9 protein-coding genes are annotated in these 21,813 nt (G+C 44.2%); 3 read left to right on the top strand and 6 right to left on the bottom strand.

Annotation, left to right across the window (positions count from 1 at the left end; translation table 11 throughout):
* The first annotated feature begins 119 nt into the window (after positions 1 to 119).
* Both queE and queC read left to right on the top strand, forming a co-directional pair.
* Positions 120 to 770, top strand: a complete 651-nt coding sequence (gene queE / locus MTR11_RS08500; protein ID WP_031780442.1) for a 7-carboxy-7-deazaguanine synthase QueE — start codon at positions 120 to 122, stop codon at positions 768 to 770.
* 14 nt (positions 771 to 784) lie between these two features.
* Entirely contained in the window at positions 785 to 1,480 is a 696-nt protein-coding gene (gene queC / locus MTR11_RS08495) for a 7-cyano-7-deazaguanine synthase QueC (protein ID WP_243327299.1), read from the top strand.
* Between the two features lie 12 nt (positions 1,481 to 1,492).
* Here queC and MTR11_RS08490 read toward each other — a convergent pair whose 3' ends face one another.
* The 4 genes from MTR11_RS08490 to MTR11_RS08475 all read right to left on the bottom strand — a co-directional run bounded on the left by MTR11_RS08490 (position 1,493) and on the right by MTR11_RS08475 (position 6,102).
* Entirely contained in the window at positions 1,493 to 3,466 is a 1,974-nt protein-coding gene (locus tag MTR11_RS08490) for a diguanylate cyclase (RefSeq protein ID WP_243327298.1), read from the bottom strand.
* A 187-nt stretch (positions 3,467 to 3,653) separates the two neighbouring features.
* A complete protein-coding gene (locus MTR11_RS08485; RefSeq protein ID WP_005395049.1) occupies positions 3,654 to 4,007 on the bottom strand; it encodes a DUF2750 domain-containing protein in 354 nt (117 codons plus the stop codon).
* 167 nt (positions 4,008 to 4,174) lie between these two features.
* Positions 4,175 to 4,789, bottom strand: a complete 615-nt coding sequence (locus MTR11_RS08480) for an OmpA family protein (RefSeq protein WP_243327297.1) — start codon at positions 4,787 to 4,789, stop codon at positions 4,175 to 4,177.
* A gap of 2 nt (positions 4,790 to 4,791) precedes the next feature.
* Positions 4,792 to 6,102, bottom strand: a complete 1,311-nt coding sequence (locus tag MTR11_RS08475; protein WP_243327296.1) for a TolC family outer membrane protein — start codon at positions 6,100 to 6,102, stop codon at positions 4,792 to 4,794.
* A gap of 400 nt (positions 6,103 to 6,502) precedes the next feature.
* Between MTR11_RS08475 and MTR11_RS08470 the strand changes: the two genes are divergently transcribed.
* On the top strand, positions 6,503 to 19,684 hold the full coding sequence (locus tag MTR11_RS08470) for a tandem-95 repeat protein (RefSeq protein ID WP_243327295.1): 13,182 nt from the start codon (positions 6,503 to 6,505) through the stop codon (positions 19,682 to 19,684).
* 87 nt (positions 19,685 to 19,771) lie between these two features.
* Here MTR11_RS08470 and MTR11_RS08465 read toward each other — a convergent pair whose 3' ends face one another.
* Both MTR11_RS08465 and MTR11_RS08460 read right to left on the bottom strand, forming a co-directional pair.
* Positions 19,772 to 20,386, bottom strand: a complete 615-nt coding sequence (locus MTR11_RS08465; protein WP_006741557.1) for an OmpA family protein — start codon at positions 20,384 to 20,386, stop codon at positions 19,772 to 19,774.
* Between the two features lie 2 nt (positions 20,387 to 20,388).
* Positions 20,389 to 21,705 carry a TolC family outer membrane protein gene (locus MTR11_RS08460; protein ID WP_048626423.1) on the bottom strand — a complete coding sequence of 439 codons (1,317 nt, stop codon included), beginning with the start codon at positions 21,703 to 21,705 and terminating at the stop codon, positions 20,389 to 20,391.
* Positions 21,706 to 21,813: the final 108 nt, after the last annotated feature.

Genomic DNA, 21,813 nt, shown 5'->3' with positions numbered 1-21,813 from the left:
ATGGTCTATTTTAACAATTAATTTTTGGTTTAAATTGACCTAGACACGTGTGTCCATTAAGGTCTTCGCCTCGAAGTATTATGAGTTGAGTGAGTTCTACGTTGTATAAGCTAAATGAGATGTTTGAAACCATCCAAGGGGAAGGGGTTTTCACTGGAGTACCTGCTGTTTTTGTTCGCCTCCAAGAGTGTCCGGTTGGTTGCTCATGGTGCGATACCAAACAAACTTGGTATGCAGATGAAAATGACCAACGTCAAATTGGTGATATTTTGGTGAAGACGGAAGATTCTCCGACATGGTGCGTCGCATCTGCCGAGAACATCGTAGAGCAATATCAACTGCAAGGCTTTAATGCTAAACATATCGTGATTACTGGTGGGGAGCCTTGTATTTATGATCTACGCCCTTTAACAGAGGCGTTTGAGGATATGGGTTGCCAATGCCAAATCGAAACCAGTGGCACATCAGAAGTCATCACGTCAGAAAATACATGGGTGACCGTGTCACCAAAAGTGGCGATGAAGGGTAAACTGCCAGTTCTCAATAGCGCGTTAGAGCGTGCGAATGAGATTAAGCACCCAGTTGGTACGCAAAAAGACATCGACCACCTTGATGAGCTATTGGCAAATGCGAATGTCGCGGTTGAGACTGTCATTGCATTGCAGCCTATTAGCCAAAAGCCTCGTGCAACGCAATTGTGTATTGAAACGTGCATTGCTCGCAATTGGCGCTTGTCTGTTCAAACTCATAAATACCTAAGTATTGCTTAAGAGCGGAGAGAGAAATGAAAAAAGCCGTTGTTGTTTTTAGTGGTGGTCAGGATTCCACGACTTGTCTGGTTCAAGCACTTAAAGAGTTTGATGAAGTTCATGCCATTACTTTTGATTATGGTCAGCGCCACAAGTTAGAGATAGAAGTGGCACAAAAGATCGCAAAGGATCTTGGTGTCAAAGCGCATAAAGTGATGGATGTTGGCCTTTTAAACGAACTTGCGATTAGCTCTCTCACGCGCGATGACATCCCTGTCTCACACGAATTGCAAGAAAACGGTCTACCAAACTCTTTTGTTCCTGGCCGTAACATTCTATTTTTAACGCTCGCAGGAATCTACGCCTACCAAATTGGGGCTGAAACCGTAATTACTGGCGTGTGTGAAACTGACTTTAGTGGTTATCCAGATTGTCGTGACGATTTTGTGAAAGCAATGAACACGGCTTTGGTGCAAGGGATGGACCGTAACCTGACGATCAAAACACCGTTAATGTGGCTAAATAAAGCAGAAACGTGGGCGTTAGCTGATCAATATGACGCGTTGCAACTGGTTCGTGAAAATACGTTGACCTGCTACAACGGGGTCATTGGTGATGGTTGCGGTGATTGCCCATCGTGCGATTTGCGCAAGGCTGGCTTAGATGATTACCTAAACAAGAAAGAGACCGTAATGCAGTCTCTTGTGAACAAGCAGGCTGCTGACGTTTAGTCGTGCCTTGCTTTACTGGCTAACATAGTCAGAACCTAGGCTAATTGGCTCATCGTATGCGTCTATAATGATGTTTTTTCCCTGCTTTTTAGCCTGGTATAAAGCTTGGTCTAGTATCGAATAAAGTTCATCAAAGTTGGTAAGCGGCATTGATGTTGATAGATAGGCCAAGCTAGCGGTTACACTCAGATCACTATTATTTACCGTGCGTACGCGCTTCTCTGAAATCGTTTTGTGTAGGCTTTGTACGCGGAAAGGAACGTCAATTTCATCGACGTTTTTCAATAGTAAGATAAACTCTTCTCCACCCAAACGGCCGATATACTCTCCCTTATTGAGCTTAGCTTTAAGCACTTGGCAAACTTGCTGTAACACCAAGTCGCCAGTCGGATGACCGTATTGATCATTTATCGTCTTAAAGTCATCAAGGTCGATTAATGCTAAAACATAGCGGAAGTCTTCGTCTGCTTTGGAGGTTTGACCTTTGATGGTCTCTATAATTGCCGCTCTATTCAACGCACATGTTAGACTATCTATTTTGGCTTTTTGTCGTGTTTGTCGCTGAAGTATCAATGCCAGAATGAGCAAGACCAACAAACAGGAAACCACAAAATTATAAGTGCGCTTTTGATCGGTAAGCTTCTCAAATTGATGCTGATTTAAGCTTTTTTCATTATTCAACCGAGCGACTTGAAGATCATATTCGTACTCTTTCTTTGTGAGGTCTAATGCCTCTAATGCTTTAATATTGCTAGCGTCTCGGTTGGCCAATTCAATGTTTGAATAGGCTTCGTGGTGCTCTAATGCCAGTTTATAATCACCTTGGGCTTGGTACGCTTTGGAAAGGAGTAATTGAGCTTGTGCCTGTAATAATGGCCTAGAGTTATTGATCGCTAGTGTTAACGCGACTTTGCCATGTGCAATCGATTTTTCAATAGAATGGTTTTTCAAATACGCGAACCCAGCAGCTAAATGCCCTTCCGTTTCGAGGTGCGTATTTTCATACGTTTCAGCAATGTCTAAAGCTTTTCTAATGTAATCTACTGCGGTATCCAGTTGCCCACTTTCGGCTAAAACCGCAGACAGCCCTAAGTAGCTTAACCCTTGACCATATGGGTATTGGAGCTGGTTGAGTATTGTTAATGCATTTTGATAATGATTGATGGCTTTATCGAATTCTTTGGATTTCTTATACATTGCCCCAAGGCTATGTTCGACCTGGGCGACTTTGAGTGGTGTCCCTTCATCTTGACGAGCGAGTAGGGCTTGGATGAGATATTGTTCTGATTGTTCAAACTGCCCAAGCTCTGCTAGCAAATTTCCGACGTCATTGTAAATGCCAGAAGGATCGCTTTGAGCAGACATGTTGGCCAGCAGCTTTCGATAAAGGCTCAGCGCTTTTTCATAGTCACCACGATAGTTATAGTTATTCGCTACCACACGTAACGCGAGATCAATAGGGAAGTTTTCTTGGTGTTGTTGACTTAGATGGCTTTCTAACGACGAGCAATAAAAGTTTGCTTTGTGATAACGACCTTGTTGATTCAACGTATAACAGAGCTGATAGTTCATCAAAGCTTTGCCTTCAGAATCTGAAGTCTGCTTCATTTTTTGTCGCAATGAAGAAAAGCTATTTACTGAGGCGTCATAAATACCATGCTTACGTTCATTTAAGGCAAGAATGTACTCTGACTCTAACTGAGCAAAGTTATTGTTGAGAACTTGGCTGCTTCCATAGTACGGCTGCTTTATGTTCGACATATATTCATAAATCAGCCCGCTGACGTAGAGTTTTTCGCTGTGCGATTTCGCGGTGTGGTATCGATCTTGAAGCATGCTTAATGCTGAGTCAGGATTACTTCTCAATGTGGTTTGATAAACGGCGTGCCACTGCGTGATATTTTGTTCTGGCTCAATATCTTGAGTGTCACTAGCATATACCGGGGCGAGTAAGAGTGACGCAAGCAAAGGATAGAGCGTGCGCATATTTAAACGTGCCTTATGTTCTTTTGTTGCTTTGGAATTGGAGAATCATAGCGCTATTAATTGATCAGCGTTGTGATTGAGTTGGGTGTACGAAGAAAAAGAATAGGAAAACTATGCACTTGGTCGATATATCAAAAAAAGAGCATCAAAAGAAAGACCCCAACATAAAGTTGAGGTCTAGAAGTCGTTATGCAATGTAAAGCTTAGCTAGATCTTGAGGCTCCATTTCTTTGCCTTCTAGCTGATCGTTCCAGTTAGTACCAACAAGAACACCATCTTCTGCAAGAGTTAAAAGCCAATCTTCAACAAAGATATCTAGTGGGATTTCTAGTACAGTGAAGTCAGCCCATTCTTCAACATTGTGCGCTTCTGCATCTTCTTTCGAAGACCAGAAAGGCATGACTTCACTGTTTTCGAATTCAGTTGAATCGCAAGATAGCCAACCTTCTTCATTGCGTAAACCCCAAACCAGTTGGTTTTCTTTTGTTTCTGCAACAAAAAGGTCAAGGTTTGCTTGGATATCTGATGTAAGTTTGCTCATTTCAAAACTCTCGTTGTTATGACGCCGCTAGGGTAACACTAAAGTGCCGATTCCTAAAGCATAATACGGTTATTGCAATGAGTAAAAATAAAGGAGCCGAAGCTCCTTTTCTTATGTCGTCGTAGATGTATTAATGCTTGTTTGAACAAACATTAATACAGACATTTTTACCTTTCGGGGAGGGTAGTGAATATTGTCCACTCTTTTTTAATCTCGCCTTTATAACCAACGACAGAAGCAGTTACTCGGCGGTTTAAAGCGTGGCTGACTTCATCGGTACCTTGTTGCGCTAGGTGAGTATCTCCAAAGCCAATAATACGAACTCTGCTCGGTTCGATGTTGTAGCTCAATAGCGCTTCACGGACATTGCGTGCTCGTCTCTCTGATAGATCTTGGTTGTACTGAGAGCCACCAACTTTACTCGCGTAGCCGTGCAGTTCGATCGATGTAGTAGGGTATTCTTTTAAAAAATCGGACAGTTCACGTACTTGTCTTCTGAACACGGGATTGATTTCATCAGAATCATTGGCAAAAAGTATTCTCACTTGCATGTTATCTGATGCTTTAATGTATTCGCCGCAACCGTCATTGTCGACTTCTGAGCCTTCCGGTGTTCCAGGGCACATATCTCGAGCGTTGATGACGCCATCGTTATCTTCATCTTGAAGGTCAGCGATTTGCTCTGCACTTGGTACAGGTCGATAGTCATACTCGTCTTCAGCAACAACCTGTTGAGTAACGGCGAGAAGGCTTAATACAAATAGAATGTTCATTGGTTTCATGATCAGTACTCCACCTTTTCATTCCATTCTGTAGGCACATCGACTCGCAAGGCATTTAACAATTGGCCGGTCGCATTCATTACACGGTATTTCGCGTATTGCTCTGAATATCGAGCATCCAAGTAGTTTTTTCTCGCTTCAAATAACTCGTTTTCAGTATTTAACAAATCCAAAAGGGTTCGTTTACCGATGCGATACTGTTTCTCGTAGGCGATAACAGTTTCAGATGCCGAATCTACGTGATCCGCCAGAAACTCTTTTTGCTGAAGCGTTAAATCTAGCGCGCTCCATGATAGACGAAGCCCTTCTTCAACGCTGCGGTATGCGCGTTCTCGTAAATCTTTGGCTTTGTTTAGTTGATAGGCAAAGTTTTCAGCATTGGCGACATCACTACCACCATTAAAGAGGTTGTAACGCATACGCAGCATCGCTGTCGTTTCATCACTGCTTCCTTCGATACCGCTTGCATCATCACGCCACGTTTGAGCCGCTTCTACAGATATCGTTGGATAGTAAGTTCCCTTAGATTGCTTATATTGGAACTTCGCTGAGTCTACATCTGCCATCGAAATTTTGATTACTGGATGCGATTCAAATGCCAAGTCAATTGCTTCATCTATGGTGTAGGGAATAAAGTTCTGGTCCGCTCGCGGAAAAATCAATCCTTGTGGGGACTGTCCGACAAGGCGTGTAAACGTGGTGTGGCTGTCATATAAGTTGTTCTGAGCTGCCACCAAGTTACCGTGAGCTTTTGCTAAACGGGCTTCTACTTGAGTTAGGTCAGCGGTAGACCCAAGTCCTGAGTTAACTCGCTTTTTAATGTCTTCGTAGATCTTCTTATGAACCTTCAAGTTGTTTTCTGAAAGTGTAAGAATTTCATAAGCTTTTACTGAATCTAAGTAAACCTTTGCCACTTCGAGTGCCGTGTCTTGAGCATCAGCGAGCAGTTGATAACGAACTGATTCTGCGTCAGCTGCTGTTCGATCCATATCATTAAGTGTCGCAGAACCGTCCCATATCAACTGGGTTAGTGTCACGGTGGCTTCTTTTCTTGTCAGATCCGTTGAATCTCGCCCTGCTTCTGCGGGGTTAATGCCTTCATAACCGATACCGGCGTCTAAATCTACGGATGGGAGGTAAGCACCGCTAGATGCTTCATTCACATACTGCTTGCTAACGAATTCATTGAACGCACTTTTGATGTCAGGATTGGTTTTTAATGTGTTTTCAACCGCTTGCTCTAGTGTTTGCCCAAAAGCATGACTAGCTGCGAACACACCAATGCAAAAGGCGTTGGCACGAGTCCACTTCACTGTGATTCTCCTAGATAATAATAAAATTTCTCGAGGTGAGAGGGCTTATAAGTGGGATACCTATAAGGGCGTCAATAATTTAGCGCACAATAACATTAATACACGATGAAGTAACCTGTTGATTCATTGTTCATTTGTTTCATTCTTGATAAATCAATTCATTTGGTGGGTCTAAATTTTGAATAAAGATCCCGATTTTAAAGTGAAATTGATGTTTAACAAGAGTTGAGTGGCTTTTATTAAAACAAGATAAATATGCGCCTAGATTCCTATTGATGTATGACACATAATTACTTAATTGAGCATCAAATTGCTGTTATTGCACTATATAATCAGGCAATATATAGCAAATTAGTATTGTTAGTCAAAAACTTGACAGTTATTTAGGGTTAAGATTTATATGGATCGTACAGCGTTAGTGTCACTCGGTAATCAAGTCGTCGTAATAGGTTTAGATGGGGAGCTGAGAGTCCTAACAGAAGGACAACAGCCCCTACCAGGTGAAGTGGTAGTGGCAACGACAGATGCTGCACCTCTAAATTTGAGCATTCAACTAACTGAAGAGCAAGGCTCAAAAGATATTTCTGATGATGTGGCACGAATTATTGGTGCTATTGAGCAAGGTCAAGACCCTTCTATAGTTGATGAAGAACTCGCGCCAGCTGCGGGTGAAAACAGTGGTTCAAGTTTGCAAAATAGTGCCACGATTGCACGGGATGGCACTGAAGTACTGGCCTCAACAAATTTTGAAACTATTGGCTTGGAATCCCTCGGCTTATCTGAAACACAAGCGTTGACCTTAAATGACTTTTTCGCAACAAATATAGAAACCAGTGGAGATGGCTCAAATAAACCGCTTACTAATTCTCCAGTGACATTAAGCGCTATCGAAGAAGATAGCGATCCCATCACGATAACTACCGAAGAATTACTATCGAATGTCGATATTGACGATGCTGATACTCTTATCGTTACAAACGTCACTATTGAGAGTGGGAATGGCACTTTAATTGATAACAACGATGGATCTTGGACTTATATCTCAGAAGCTGATGATGATACTGAGGTGTCATTCTCCTATGACATCATTGATGACGATGGGGGTGTTATTAATGGCACTGCTAATTTAGATATTAAGCCTGTTAATGACGCGCCAATAGCGACTAACGATGCGATTCAAACTGACGAAGATTCCCAGGTTGTAATTGATGTGCTCGCTAACGACAGTGACATTGAAGGTGACGATTTATCCATTACTTCTGCTTCTGTATCAGAAGAGCAAGGTATCGTTGAGATTGTCGATGGTAAGCTTGTTTTCACTCCGGCTGAAAACTTCAATGGTAATGCAACTATTAGCTACACTATCTCAGATGGTGAGCTAGAGGATGAAGCTCAAGTCTCGGTAATAGTAAACTCAGTTAACGATGCGCCTATTGCCCTTAATGACGCAACAATTACAAAGGAAGATACCTCAGTAACGATTGATGTGTTGCCAAACGACACTGACATCGATGGTGATACGTTAAGCATTGAATCGGCGTCTGTGCCGAGTGACCAAGGTCAAGTCGAGATTATTGACGGCAAGCTTGTATTTACGCCAACTGAGAACTTCAATGGCGACGCTGAGATCACTTACACCGTCACCGATGGTGCGCTGACTGACGAAGCGACGGTCAAAGTTACGGTGAATGCTGTGAACGATACGCCTGTGGTTGAGAGTAGCATTGCAGACCAAACCTTGGCGGAAGATTTCACGCCATACACGATCGATCTGAATACGGCCTTCAGCGATGTGGATAACGTTGATGGCGAGCTGAGCTTCAGCGTTTCTGGCAACAGCAACATTCAAGTGGCGATCGTCAATGGCATTGCTACGTTCACTCCAACCGCGGACTGGAACGGCTCAGAAATCCTAACGTTTACTGCCACTGATCCAAGCGGTGAAAGCGTTAGCCAAACGGTGAACTTCACGGTTGCGCCTGTGGCGGACATCGTGGCAGACAAAGCGACGGTTGTGGAAGACACGGCGACCATCATCAAGGTCTTAGATAACGACACGTTCGAAGGCGACGACAAAGTGGTGTCGCTGGATACCAATAACGGTCCAGCTAACGGCACGGTCTCGGTCAATCCTGATGGCAGCGTAACTTACACGCCAAACGACAACTACCACGGTACAGACAGCTTCACCTACATTGTCACGTCAGGCGGGGTATCGGAATCCACCACGGTGAGCGTTGATGTGACGCCAGTGAATGATGCACCAGTGGCAAAAGATGACACGGCGATTACTGACGAAGACACGCCAGTGACGATTGATGTCCTGCCAAACGACACCGATATTGATGGCGATAAGCTGAGTATTGAATCAGCCTCTGTACCTAAAGAGCAGGGTACGGTTGAAGTGGTGGATGGAAAACTCGTCTTCACACCGGCAGAAAACTTCAATGGTGACGCTGAAATCACCTACATCGTTACGGACGGTGAATTGACCGACGAAGCGAAGGTGACCGTTACAGTAAATCCATTAAACGATGCACCAACTATCAAAGTTGATGCCGTAGAAAGCATCACTGAAGATGCAGTGAACACGGATACGGTAGTCGCAACCTTAACGGTTCGTGATACTGATACGCCAGAAGACCAATTAACCGTTTCTTTAGAAAACAACTCAAACGGTTACTTTGTGTTAGTTGACGATGAAGTCAAGCTGACTCAAGCAGGCGTCGATGCGGTTAACAACGATGAACTTAACCTTAAAGACCTGACTATCAGCGCGTCAGTATCGGATGGTGTTAATCCAACGGCTAACGACAGTGATAGTTTGATTGTGAATCGTGTAAACGATGCGCCGACTGTTGATAATGTCATCTCAGATCAAGTGCTATCGGAAGACTTCGCGACCTACACGATTGATTTAAACAACGCATTTAAAGACAGTGACTCCACACTTAACTTCTCAGTGTCCGGTAACAGCAACGTGTTGGTTTCGATTGAAAACGGCATCGCGACCATTTCACCAACTGCAGACTGGAACGGTTCAGAAACCCTAACGTTTACTGCTACCGATCCAAGTGGTGAAAGCGTCAGTCAAACGGTGAACTTCACAGTAGCCCCTGTGGCGGACATCGTGGAAGACAACGCGACGGTTGTGGAAGACACGCCAACCATCATCAAGGTCTTAGGTAACGACACGTTCGAAGGCGACGACAAAGTGGTGTCGCTTGATACCAATAACGGCCCAGCCAACGGCACGGTCTCGGTCAACCCTGACGGCAGCGTGACCTACATACCAGATGATAACTACGTCGGCAAAGATACGTTCACTTATGTCGTGACATCAGGCGGTGTGTCTGAATCCACTACCGTTGAAGTCAATGTGACTCCGGTCAACGACGCGCCAGTGGCAAAAGATGACACGGCGATTACTGACGAAGACACATCAGTGACGATCGATGTCCTGCCAAACGATACTGATGTGGATGGCGATAAGTTGTCGATCCAATCTGCGTCTGTACCTGAAGCACAAGGTAAGGTTGAAATTGTTGACGGAAAACTCGTCTTCACACCGGCAGAAAACTTCAATGGCGACGCTGAAATTACCTACATCGTAACGGATGGTCAATTGACCGACGAAGCGAAAGTAACTGTAACAGTAAATCCAGTGAACGATGCGCCAACCATCAAGGTCGATGCCGTAGAAAGTATCACTGAAGACGCGGTGAGTACCGATACGGTAGTGGCAACGTTGGACGTCGCTGATACCGATACGCCAGAAGACCAATTAACCGTTTCTTTAGAAAACAACTCAAACGGTTACTTTGTGTTAGTTGGCGATGAAGTCAAGCTGACTCAAGCGGGTGTTGACGCGGTTAACAACGACGAACTCAACCTTAAAGATCTGACTATCAGCGCGTCAGTATCGGATGGTGTTAATCCAACGGCTAGCGACAGTGATAGTTTGGTTGTGAATCGTGTTAACGATGCACCGACTTTAGAAAATGCCATTGCAGACCAAGTGTTAGCGGAAGATTTCGATGCATACACGATCGACTTTAATGAAGTATTCAAAGATACTGATTCCTCGCTAAACTTCTCAGTGTCTGGCAACAGCAACGTGTTGGTTTCGATTGAAAATGGCATCGCGACCATTTCACCAACCGCAGACTGGAACGGCTCAGAAGCGTTGACGTTTACTGCCACCGATCCAAGTGGTGAAAGCGTCAGCCAAACGGTGAACTTCACGGTTGCACCTGTGGCGGATATTGAATCTGACCGCGCGACAGTCGTGGAAGATACGCCAACCATCATTAATGTCTTAGGTAATGACACGTTCGAAGGCGACGATAAAGTGGTGTCGCTAGATACCAATAACGGCCCAGCCAACGGCACTGTCTCGGTCAATCCGGATGGCAGCGTGACTTACACGCCAAACGACAACTACCACGGGGCAGACAGTTTCACCTACATTGTTACGTCTGGTGGGGTATCGGAGTCAACCACGGTGAACGTCGATGTCACGCCAGTGAATGACGCGCCAGTGGCGACCAATGACACGGCGATTACTGACGAAGACACACCAGTGACAATTGATGTCCTGCCAAACGACACCGATATTGATGGCGATACGCTGTCGATTGAATCGGCGTCCGTACCTGAAACACAAGGTAAGGTTGAAATTGTTGACGGCAAACTGGTGTTCACTCCGGCAGAAAACTTCAATGGTGATGCTGAGATCACTTACACCATCACCGACGGTGTGCTGACTGACCAAGCGAAGGTGACCGTTACCGTTAACCCAGTAAACGATGCGCCAACTATCAAAGTTGATGCCGTAGAAAGCATCACTGAAGACGCAGTGAGCACTGATACGGTAGTGGCAACCTTAACGGTTCGCGATACTGACACGCCGGAAGATGAGCTTACGGTGTTGCTAGAAAACAACTCAAACGGTTACTTCGTGTTGGTTGGCAATGAAGTCAAGCTAACTCAAGCGGGTGTTGACGCGGTTAACAACGATGAACTCGACCTTAAAGACCTGACTATCAGCGCGTCAGTGTCGGATGGTGTTAATCCAACGGCTAGCGACAGTGATAGCTTGGTTGTGAATCGTGTTAACGATGCGCCAACAGTTGATAATGTCATTACAGATCAAGTGTTATCGGAAGATTTCGATGCATACACGATCGACTTGAATGAAGTATTCAAAGATTCCGATTCCTCGCTAGAATTCTCAGTCTCTGGCAATAACAACATCCAAATTTCTATTGTGAATGGTGTTGCTACCATCACTCCGACTGCGGATTGGAATGGCAAAGAGACAATTACGTTCACAGCTAAAGACCCAAGCGGTGAAAGCGTAAGTCAAACGCTGAACTTTACGGTAGCACCAGTAGCTGACATTGAGGCTGATAGTGCGGATGTAGTCGAAGACACACCAATCATCATTAACGTCTTAGGTAACGACACGTTCGAAGGCACTGATAAAGTGGTGTCTTTGGACGCCGATAATGGTCCTAAAAATGGCACCGTCATTGTGAATAACAACGGCACGGTGACCTACACACCAGATGACAACTACGTCGGCAAAGATACGTTCACTTATGTCGTGATATCAGGCGGAGTATCCGAATTCACTACCGTTGAAGTCAATGTGACGCCGGTCAACGACGCGCCAGTGGCGAAAGATGACATCGCTACGACACAAGAAGACACCGCAGTTACTATTGATGTTCTGCCAAACGACACTGATGTGGATGACGATAAGCTGAGTATTGAATCAGCCTCTGTACCTAAAGAGCAGGGTACGGTTGAAGTGGTGGATGGAAAACTCGTTTTCACTCCTGCAGAAAACTTCAATGGCGACGCTGAAATTACCTACATCGTAACGGATGGTCAATTGACCGACGAAGCGAAAGTGGTAGTTAGCGTTAACCCAGTAAACGATGCGCCAACTGTCAAGGTTGATGCCGTAGAAAGCATCACTGAAGATGCAGTGAGCACTGATACGGTAGTCGCAACCTTAACGGTTCGTGATACTGATACGCCAGAAGACCAATTAACCGTTTCTTTAGAGAACAACTCAAACGGCTACTTCGTGTTGGTTGGCAATGAAGTCAAGCTAACTCAAGCGGGTGTTGACGCGGTTAACAACGATGAACTCAACCTTAAAGACCTGACTATCAGCGCGTCAGTGTCGGATGGTGTTAATCCAACGGCTAGCGACAGTGATAGCTTGGTTGTGAATCGTGTTAACGATGCGCCAACAGTTGATAATGCCATTACAGATCAAGTGTTATCGGAAGATTTCGCGACCTACACGATTGATTTAAACGACGCATTTAAAGACAGCGACTCCGTGCTTAGCTTCTCAGTAGCCGGTAACAGCAACGTGTTGGTTTCGATTGAAAATGGCATCGCGACCATCTCACCAACCGCAGACTGGAACGGCTCAGAAATCCTAACGTTTACTGCTACCGATCCAAACGGCGAGAGCGTCAGTCAAACGGTGAACTTCACGGTAGCGCCTGTGGCGGACATCGTGGCAGACAAAGCGACGGTTGTGGAAGACACGCCAACCATCATTAACGTCTTAGGTAACGACACGTTTGACGGCGACGATAAAGTGGTGTCGCTTGATACCAATAAAGGCCCAGCTAACGGCACGGTCTCGGTCAACCCTGACGGCAGCGTAACCTACACGCCAAACGACAACTACCACGGTACAGACAGCTTCACCTATATCGTCACCTCTGGTGGTGTCAGTGAATCCACCATTGTTAAAGTTGATGTCACGCCAGTAAACGACAAACCTGACAGTGAAGACTTTACGCATGTGGCCGATGATCAGCTTACGCACGTTGTGTTTGATACCGATACGAAACCTCTGAGTAGCGGTGACTCTCAAGATCATATCGCGGATGTTGAAGACGACTTAAAAGGCAACGATCTACATGTCCGAATTACTGAACTGCCAACCTCAGGTACGTTGTTCTTTAAAGATAGTGATGGTGAGTTGCACGAAATTAAAGAAGTAAGCGATACGCTTTATGACAAAGACAGCCTTTACTATGAAGCTGATAATGTTGGCTTCTTATTAGGTATCAAAGATCGTCCTAATACGCCTAATAGCTCGGAATCTACAACAGATTTCAATAACTGGGGATTAAGTGAGGATGGTGGTTCATCACATTCCCGTACTGAGCATTTAGCAAATGGAGCTTCTATCACCATTTCTTCTGATAGCGGTGAGCTTGCGCAGTACAACCGCCAGGTGTCACACATCGGCAATGGTATCGCTGACAATGATGGGCAGGGTATTGAGAAAGGTGAAACGATTACGATCGATTTGTCTAATAATCCTGTGGGCAGCGTAAACCTTGGTCTAGATGGACTAGGTGGATTGTTTGATTACGGTGATGACAACGCAGCACTTATTACGGTTACATACTTAGATTCAAATAATGTCCAACAGACTCAAACGTTCGAGTTTTTGAAGCCTGAAGGCAACTTCATGCTATTCCAAGAAACAAGCGTTGGTTATGGGAAAGATCTAGCTCTTCCTGAAGGTTCGGTCATTACTCAGTTAGATTTTTCTACGAAAAATGAAGGTAACTGGGAGTTACGTTATGTAGAAGGTGTTCCTGCCGAAGACAGCTTTGGATATGTGGCCGTCGACTCTGAAAATGGCGTTAGCGATCCATCTACAGTCAATATCGTTAACGAAATGTTAGATGGTAATGTTGCGGAAAACGGGCCAAGTCTGTCTGTGGTCGGTGATAGTGTGACCGAGGGTGACAATATCACGTTCTCGGTTGTTCTAGATGAAGTCACCAGCACTGCTGTTAAGTACCAAGTTGATATGCTTGCTCAAGGTTCTTCAGTTGATAAGAATGACGTAAATCTATCAAATGCAACCTACACAAATGGTGTTGTTTTCTTAGGTGGTTACTTGATTATTCCAGCAGGTATAAGTAGCTTCGAAATATCGATTCCGACTATTGATGACTTGGTTGTGGAAAGCAGCGAAACGATCGTTCTTGAGCTCGGCGGTGAAACGGGGACGGCAACAGTTCTTGATAATGATAGTACAGAACTTAGCGTAGTAGATGTCGGCGATGTCATTGAAGGAACCGACGCAATATTTACCGTTTTACTCTCTAACCCTGTTCAAGAGGCCGTTGTCGTCAATCTGAAGTCAACAACAAATGATAGCTATACTGCGGAAGATGTTGACCTAGGCACTATGGTAGTGACCTATGTGGATACTCATGGTCAAACTCAAACATTAGATATAGCGCCTAATGGAGACGTTACTATACCTCCAGGTGTCGCTGAAATTAAAGTCGCAGTCCCGACCAAACTAGATAATGTCCATGAAGGTGATGAGAGCTTTGGTCTGACGGTTACGGAAATCGGTAGTGTCACCAGTAATGGTATTGCAACTGGTAACGCAAATATTGTGGATTCTGATCCTGCACCTTTAGTTAGTATTAGTGCCGATCAAAACAGCGTAAATGAAGGTGAAACGGCAGGCTTTACGCTGACACTTGATAAAGTTGCAGATGAGAGCGTTACGGTTCATGTCGAATATAGTGGCGTGGCCCAAGATGGAAAAGATTTTGTTGGCGTTCTTAGTGTTGAAGTTCCTGCGGGTCAATCTTCAGCTGCTCTTGACTTACTGACGCTCACCGATGGTATTTATGAGGGCGCAGAATCTTTCACAGTAACCATTAAAGAGGTGGATGGCGCTGATGCGAGCATTGCTTCAAATAACAGCGCAAGTGTTGTGATCGTTGATGCCCAAAGTGCACCGAAAGTGACTATTAGCTCAGATCAATCCTCAGTTGATGAAGGTAGTGATGCAAAATTTATCGTCAACATTGACCAAAAAGCAGATGAAGATGTACTGGTAACATTCACAATCGGCGGGAATGTTGATGACAAAGATTATATTGCTCCAAGTACGTACACAGTCGCGATTCCAGCGGGTAAAACGTCGGCGCCGATTGATATAAAAACTCTCGATGATGGTATTTACGAAGATCTTGAAAACCTAACTGTGACTCTAATTGGTACGGTTGGTGCAGATTCGACGCTTGCAAGTGACTCGAATGAAGCAACAGTCTCTATTATAGATGCTCAGCACGCTCCAGAGTTTATTTCTGGCGGCGATAGTGCTGGTGACAAACCAAATGATGATGTTTACGACTTCGGGTCAGTTAACGAAAACACGGTGAGTGGGTCCGTTATTGGTACGGTCGTTGCTGAAGATCACGATAATGACGTGCTTGTATACCGCTTTGCAGATGGCTCGACCACTAATGGTATTTTTGAGATCGACCCGACAAGCGGAGAGATTTCATTGAACGAGACAATCGATGATGTTGACTTGGGCGATTATACGCTTCAGGTTGAGGTTATCGATGGAACTGGCGGGATTGATACTGCCGAGGTCAATGTTTCTCTGGTAAATGTGAATGATGCACCTGAATCTTCGCCTTCCGCGGTTGAGATGAGTGAAGATACCCAAGTGATGCTTGATTGGTCATCATTCGGTATTAGCGATGTGGACTCTAACGTATCAGAGCTCTCTGTCCAAATCACAATGCTTCCTAGCGATGGGTCATTAGAGTATAAAGATTCTCAGGGCGATTGGCAGTCTGTCCAAATCGATCAAGTGCTTGATAAATCGCTCTTTGATGAAAACAGTGTTCGTTTTGTACCTGAATTAAATGAGTCTGGCAGTGCCAGTTTCGGCGGAAATCAAGTCGGAGACCAGGAGTCTAGTTACGCTCAAATTGGCTTTAAACCAACAGATGGACAGAGTACCGGTCAAGAGTCAACACTGACAATAGACGTAAACCCTATCGCTGATAAACCGAACTTAATCGCAGTGACGCACGAGAACTCATTACTCCAACAAGAGTTTAACGTTACAACATGGAGCAATGTTCAAGTTGGTTCTAGTAATGGCATGGGGGTCAGCGGAGAGACTCTAATTGCAGCGATCAACGCTCTTGATGCAGCAGATGGTACTCAATTGAGTTGGGCAAATGTAGAAGATTTAGGTACTAATGCGACCTTAGCAAATGAGGCCGTTCTCGTTACATCTCTTGTTTATCTGGAAGCTGGTTCGAGTTACGACTTTGTTGGCCAAGCAGATGATAGCCTTGCTATCAAGTTGGGTGGTACGTTACTTGATCAAGCTCGTTGGGGTAGCGACAGTGGTGATATTAAAGGTGCTAGCTTTACACCTTCGGTATCTGGCTTTTATCCAATTGAAATTTATCACCATAACCAAAGTGGTCCGGGTAACTTTAATGTGGATGTATCCATTAATGGACAAGCACCTGTCAATCTGAGCAACAGCAGTCTTTACGTAGTTAGTGATGAAAGTGCACTAGAAGCAACTGATATCAGAACGTCTGAACTACAAGAAGTTAATGGTGTTGCGTTTTACGAAACATATCAGCTGAACGAAGGGTTACAAGATACAGCGATACCGCTCTCTGAAATTAAAACAAGCTTAAATGATAAAGATGGCTCTGAATCACTTAAAGTCACGCTAACTGGCTTACCTGTAGGTGCGATCCTTTCAGATGGAAACAGTTCTATTACTGTAGCAACCATTGATGAAGAACTGGACGTGACAAGTTGGGCATTAGATACACTTACTGTGACTCCACCAGCTGGCTCCCATGATGACTTCACAATCAATTTGACGGCAACGAGTACAGAACGCGCGAATGGTGATTCAGCAGAGTCTAACTTAGCGATCAATGTTGTAGTACATGAGAACTTACCGACGGAAACGGAAAGTGATATTGGGAAGACCAACGAAGATAATTCGCTACAGGGTAACGTATTGCGTAATGACTCTGATGACGACAACCTTCTGATGGTTGCTCACATTACTATTAATGGCACTGACTATGCGGTAGGTGAAAACGTATCTTTGACTAGTGGCACTTTATTAGTAAACCAAGATGGTAGTTACGTATTTGAACCTACCGAGCACTGGTCAGGTGATGTTCCATTAATTAATTACACCACAAATACTGGCGCAACAAATACGCTTGATATCAACGTTGTCGCAGTTGCAGATGCCCCTGCGATCACGATTAATGTTGGAGAGTTAGTAAAGAGAGATGCTGTTGATCCTAATCACAACTTAGCCACTTCTGCGATAGATAAAACGCCTACAGAGAATGAACTCGTCGCTGCTGATCTTGGTTTGGATGATGTCGTACAAAAAAATCACTCATACGCCGGAGTGATGCTAGGAGACAACAACGACAGAAGTGATACCGATAGCTTATTCGTTGGGACTGATTACAATGACACCTTCTACGGTGGCGGCGGTGATGACGTATTTATTGGCGGTGGTAATAACGACTCTTTCTATGGTGATGATGCGTCCACTATTACAGATTATGATGGCCAAGATACGGTTTACTTAACTGGAAACTTCAGTGACTACAAAATGACCTTCAAAGACGATCATGGAGGTCAAGTCCCATATTGGATTTTGCTAGATAATCGTTCTATCGATTCGGTAAACGACCACACAGGTAGTGATGATCGTGGTGATCACTTATATGAAATTGAACGAATTGTTTTTGCAGACAAAGTCGTTGAATTGAAGCCCGACGGCACCTATGAAGTGCTTCAAGAGCGTTGGATTCCCGTTGATATTAACGTTGATTTGGTTGATGTCGATGGAAGTGAAAGTTTGGCGCAAACTGTTTTTGTGGAAGGTTTGCCGGATGGTGTAGAGCTGTATATCGATGGACATGCCGTTAATCAGGACGCAAACGGTAATTACCTTGTCACTCTGGATACTAACGGTAAGGTCTCTTTAGATATCAGAGTGCCGTTTGATTATGAAGGTAGTCTAGAGTTCCCACTAAGCGTTACCGCGACGTCGGTTGAAGAAGCAAATAATGATGCTGCTTCAACAACAGAGTCTGTTGAGCTTACAGCTCGTGACTATGTTCTAGAGTCGGGTTCACATGGGAACGATCAGATAACGGGCAGTGACGATCACGATATTATTGTTGGCGATGTCCAAGGGTTGGAGATTATTGCGGGTCAGGACTACAACATCGCCTTTGTTTTGGATACTTCAGGGAGCATGGGTAACTGGGTAGAAACTGCGAAGCAAGAAGTGCTAGATGTGTTTGATGAACTGTTAAGCGCTGCAAATCAGGGTGAGAAGCCTGGAACAGTGAATATTCACCTCAGTGAGTTTGCTTCAAGTGCGTCAGCAGTTATTTCCGTTGACTTGAGTTCTCCAACAGCAAGAGATGAGTTTGTAAAAGAACTGAATAGTGCTATAGGTGATGAGGGTGACGGCGGCACAAACTATGAGGCGGGTTTACAGTCAGCTGTTGAATGGTTTAGCAGTCAACCTAACCCTAATGGCCAAAATATCACGTACTTTGTTACTGATGGTCAACCAAATAGAGCAACGCATCTCTATCATTTAGCGCCGAATGAATTCTCGAAAGTGATTTTGGATGTCGATGATTCTGGCAAGCTTGTTACCCTGCAAGATATAGTTAGTAACAGTAGTTATTCATACGGACAGACGGTTACCTACAAAGGTGACGTCGTTATAGATAGTTACGGTCAGGTATATTCACCGCTAACAGGCAGAACCCTTGGTGATATCGACAGATATAATGGTTCTATCCGTTACTACGATGAAGGTGGTAGCTCAACACAAGCTCAACATATGTATCAAGTGTTAGCAGCATTGTCTTCAGTAGAGTCGATAGGTCTTGGTAGTGGTGTTGATGAACAAACACTTAAGCAGTATGACACTGATGGTGTGGTAGAGTCAGATATCGATGTTACTAAACTTGCTGAAACGATATTGGGTCAAGATGTGCCCCTAAAACAAGGCTCAGACACTATTCAGGGTGGAGAAGGTGACGATATCTTGCTGGGTGATTTAATTGAATTTGGCGGTAATGAGCAAGGTTTGAGTGCGATTCAATCACATGTGGCACAGCAAACGGGTCAAGATGTTTCTACCATTGATGGTGAAGACATCCATGAATACGTTAAAAATAACTTAGAAGAATTCAACCAATCTCACCAAGGTGATAAGTCGGATAACTTATCTGGTGGTGGTGGCAACGATTTACTGTTTGGTCAGGGTGGTAACGACATACTCGTTGGTGGTGAAGGTGATGATATTCAGATTGGTGGTTTGGGTAATGATATCTTAACGGGAGATGAGGGCTCTGACATCTTTAAGTGGAGTGAAGTGACCAACGAGGTTGATACGGTTACTGATTTCAACAAAGATGAGGATACTTTAGACTTCTCCGATCTGTTTGATGACTTATCAAAAGATGAAGTTGGTGAGCTTCTTACTGATCTTCAGTCCGGTGATCATACTGGTGATGTCGGAGAGTATCACGTAGAAGTGGCACCAGATGGCGGCTCGGAAGCGAACTTGAGTATTACGAAAGGCGGCTCGACATTGGACATCCATTTTGATGGTGCAAGTGTCGATGATGTGACTCAAAGTCTGATTGCAAGTTTAGAAGCGCAATACAAAGACATGTAGCATATCTAGCCACAGGTGAAATTGAAAATCAAAAAAGGTCTAGCATTTTGCTAGACCTTTTACTTTTAAACTCAGTTCATTGCGATGTTAGCTCTTAGGAAGTGTCGTGAAAACGGTCCACTCTTTCTTCACTTCACCTTTGTGGCCAATCACCGTTGCGGTGACTCGACGGTTCAACGCATGACTCACTTGGTCGGTGCCTTGTGTTGCAAGTACCGTGTCTCCATAGCCGACAATGGTGACTCTATCTCCACTAATACCATTCATCATGAGTTCTTTTCTAACGTTCTCAGCGCGGCGTTTAGACAAGTCAAGATTGTGTTCTGCAGTACCAGTACGACTGGCATAGCCCTGAATCTCTATCGATGTATTTGGATACTCCTTCAAGAAGTCGGATAGTTCTCGAATTTGCTCCGTAAAGATAGGATTGATCACATCGGAATCATTCGCGAACAGAACTCGAATTTGCATTTCTTGCGAGGAGTCGACATACGAACCGCAGCCATCGTTATCAATCTCGGCACCTAAAGGAGTCCCCGGACATAAATCGCGCTCATTAATTACTCCATCAGAATCATCATCAAGATGATCTGCCCACTGATCGGCAATTGGCGTATCAATATAATCATATTCATCGCCTTTATCGGATGAACTGCATGCCGAAATCATCAATGAGAGTGCAATAAGAGTTATGTATTTCATAATTAATACTCCACTTCTTCTAGCCATTCTTTAGGCATTTCAACCCTTAATGCACTCAACAGTTGACCTGTTGCGTTCATCACTCGATATTTGGCGTACTGCTCTGCGTATTTAGAATCTAAGTAGTCTTTACGTGCCTCAAAGAGTTCGTTTTCAGTATTCAATAGATCAAGCAGCGTTCGCTTACCAATGCGATATTGTTTTTCATACGCAATAACGGTTTCAGATGCCGAGTCTACATGATCTGACAGGAACTCTTTTTGCTGTAGGGTCAAATCCAGTGCGCTCCATGAAAGCCTTAAGCCTTCTTCAACATTGCGATAAGCACCTTCACGTAAGTCTTTCGCTTTATTTAACTGATAGGCGAAGTTTTCTGAGTTTGCAGCGTCACTGCCGCCATTAAATAGGTTGTAGCGTAGACGTAGCATGGCAAGTGTCTCATCACTGCGGCCTTTTAAGCCATCAGCGTCGTCACGCCATGTTTGTGAAGCTTCAATGGAAATGGTTGGGTAATTAACACCTTTAGATTGTTTGTATTGAAACTTAGCAGAGTCTACGTCTGCGAGCGCGACTTGAATGACAGGGTGTAGTTCAAATGCCAAACCTACCGCTTCATCAATGGTGTATGGAATGAAATTCTGATCCGCTCTTGGAAAGATCAACCCTTGCGGGGTTTGACCCACTAAACGAGTGAACATAGTGTGAGAGTCGTACAAATTATTTTGAGCAGCTGCCAAATTACCGTGCGCTTTTGCCAAACGTGCTTCTACCTGTGTTAAGTCAGCGGTAGAGCCGATACCTGAATTGACTCGTTTTTTAATGTCTTCGTAAATATCTTTGTGAACCGCCAAGTTATTTTCAGAAAGCTTGAGTATTTCGTAAGCTTTTACTGCGTCTAAATACACTTTGGTGACTTCAAGTGCTTTATCTGATGCATCGGCCAAAAGTTGAAATCTAACTGACTCTGCATCGGCAGCGGTACGATCGATATCATTTAAGGTTGCACTGCCATCCCATATGAGCTGAGTTAGTGTTACCGAAGCTTCCTTTCGAGTGTAATCTGTATCCCCACGTCCCACCTCGTCAGAAGGGTCTAATCCCTCGTAACCAATGCCCGCATCTAAATCAATAGAAGGTAAGTAGGCGCCCGAAGAGGCTTCATTTACGTATTTTCGACTGGTGAACTCGTTAAATGCGCTCTTAATGTCAGGATTGTTTTTTAACGTCAATGCCACGGCTTGCTCTAAAGTTTGACCGAAAACGGGTAAAGACACTATTAAACTACAGCAGCAAGCAATATTTAGTCGGTTCCATTTCACGGTATTTCTCCTAAAAATTCGTGTTGCTTTTTGCTATTTCATCTCATAACTGAGACGAAACATCATAAATAACAGTGCTTGAGTAAGGGATTTATCAACCTACTGTTA

The sequence above is a fragment of the Vibrio sp. CCB-PB317 genome (assembly GCF_022808245.1).
Taxonomy (GTDB): domain Bacteria; phylum Pseudomonadota; class Gammaproteobacteria; order Enterobacterales; family Vibrionaceae; genus Vibrio; species Vibrio diabolicus.
The sequence above is the reverse complement of the archived record's forward strand: the minus strand, read 5'-3'. Positions and strand labels throughout refer to the sequence as shown.

Coding starts and splice junctions, on each gene's coding strand:
- MTR11_RS08490 (WP_243327298.1), bottom strand. CDS start 3,466: ATGCGCACGCTCTATCCTTTGCTTGCGTCACTCTTACTCGCCCCGGTA.
- MTR11_RS08480 (WP_243327297.1), bottom strand. CDS start 4,789: ATGAAACCAATGAACATTCTATTTGTATTAAGCCTTCTCGCCGTTACT.
- MTR11_RS08470 (WP_243327295.1), top strand. CDS start 6,503: ATGGATCGTACAGCGTTAGTGTCACTCGGTAATCAAGTCGTCGTAATA.
- queE (WP_031780442.1), top strand. CDS start 120: ATGTTTGAAACCATCCAAGGGGAAGGGGTTTTCACTGGAGTACCTGCT.
- queC (WP_243327299.1), top strand. CDS start 785: ATGAAAAAAGCCGTTGTTGTTTTTAGTGGTGGTCAGGATTCCACGACT.
- MTR11_RS08465 (WP_006741557.1), bottom strand. CDS start 20,386: ATGAAATACATAACTCTTATTGCACTCTCATTGATGATTTCGGCATGC.
- MTR11_RS08485 (WP_005395049.1), bottom strand. CDS start 4,007: ATGAGCAAACTTACATCAGATATCCAAGCAAACCTTGACCTTTTTGTT.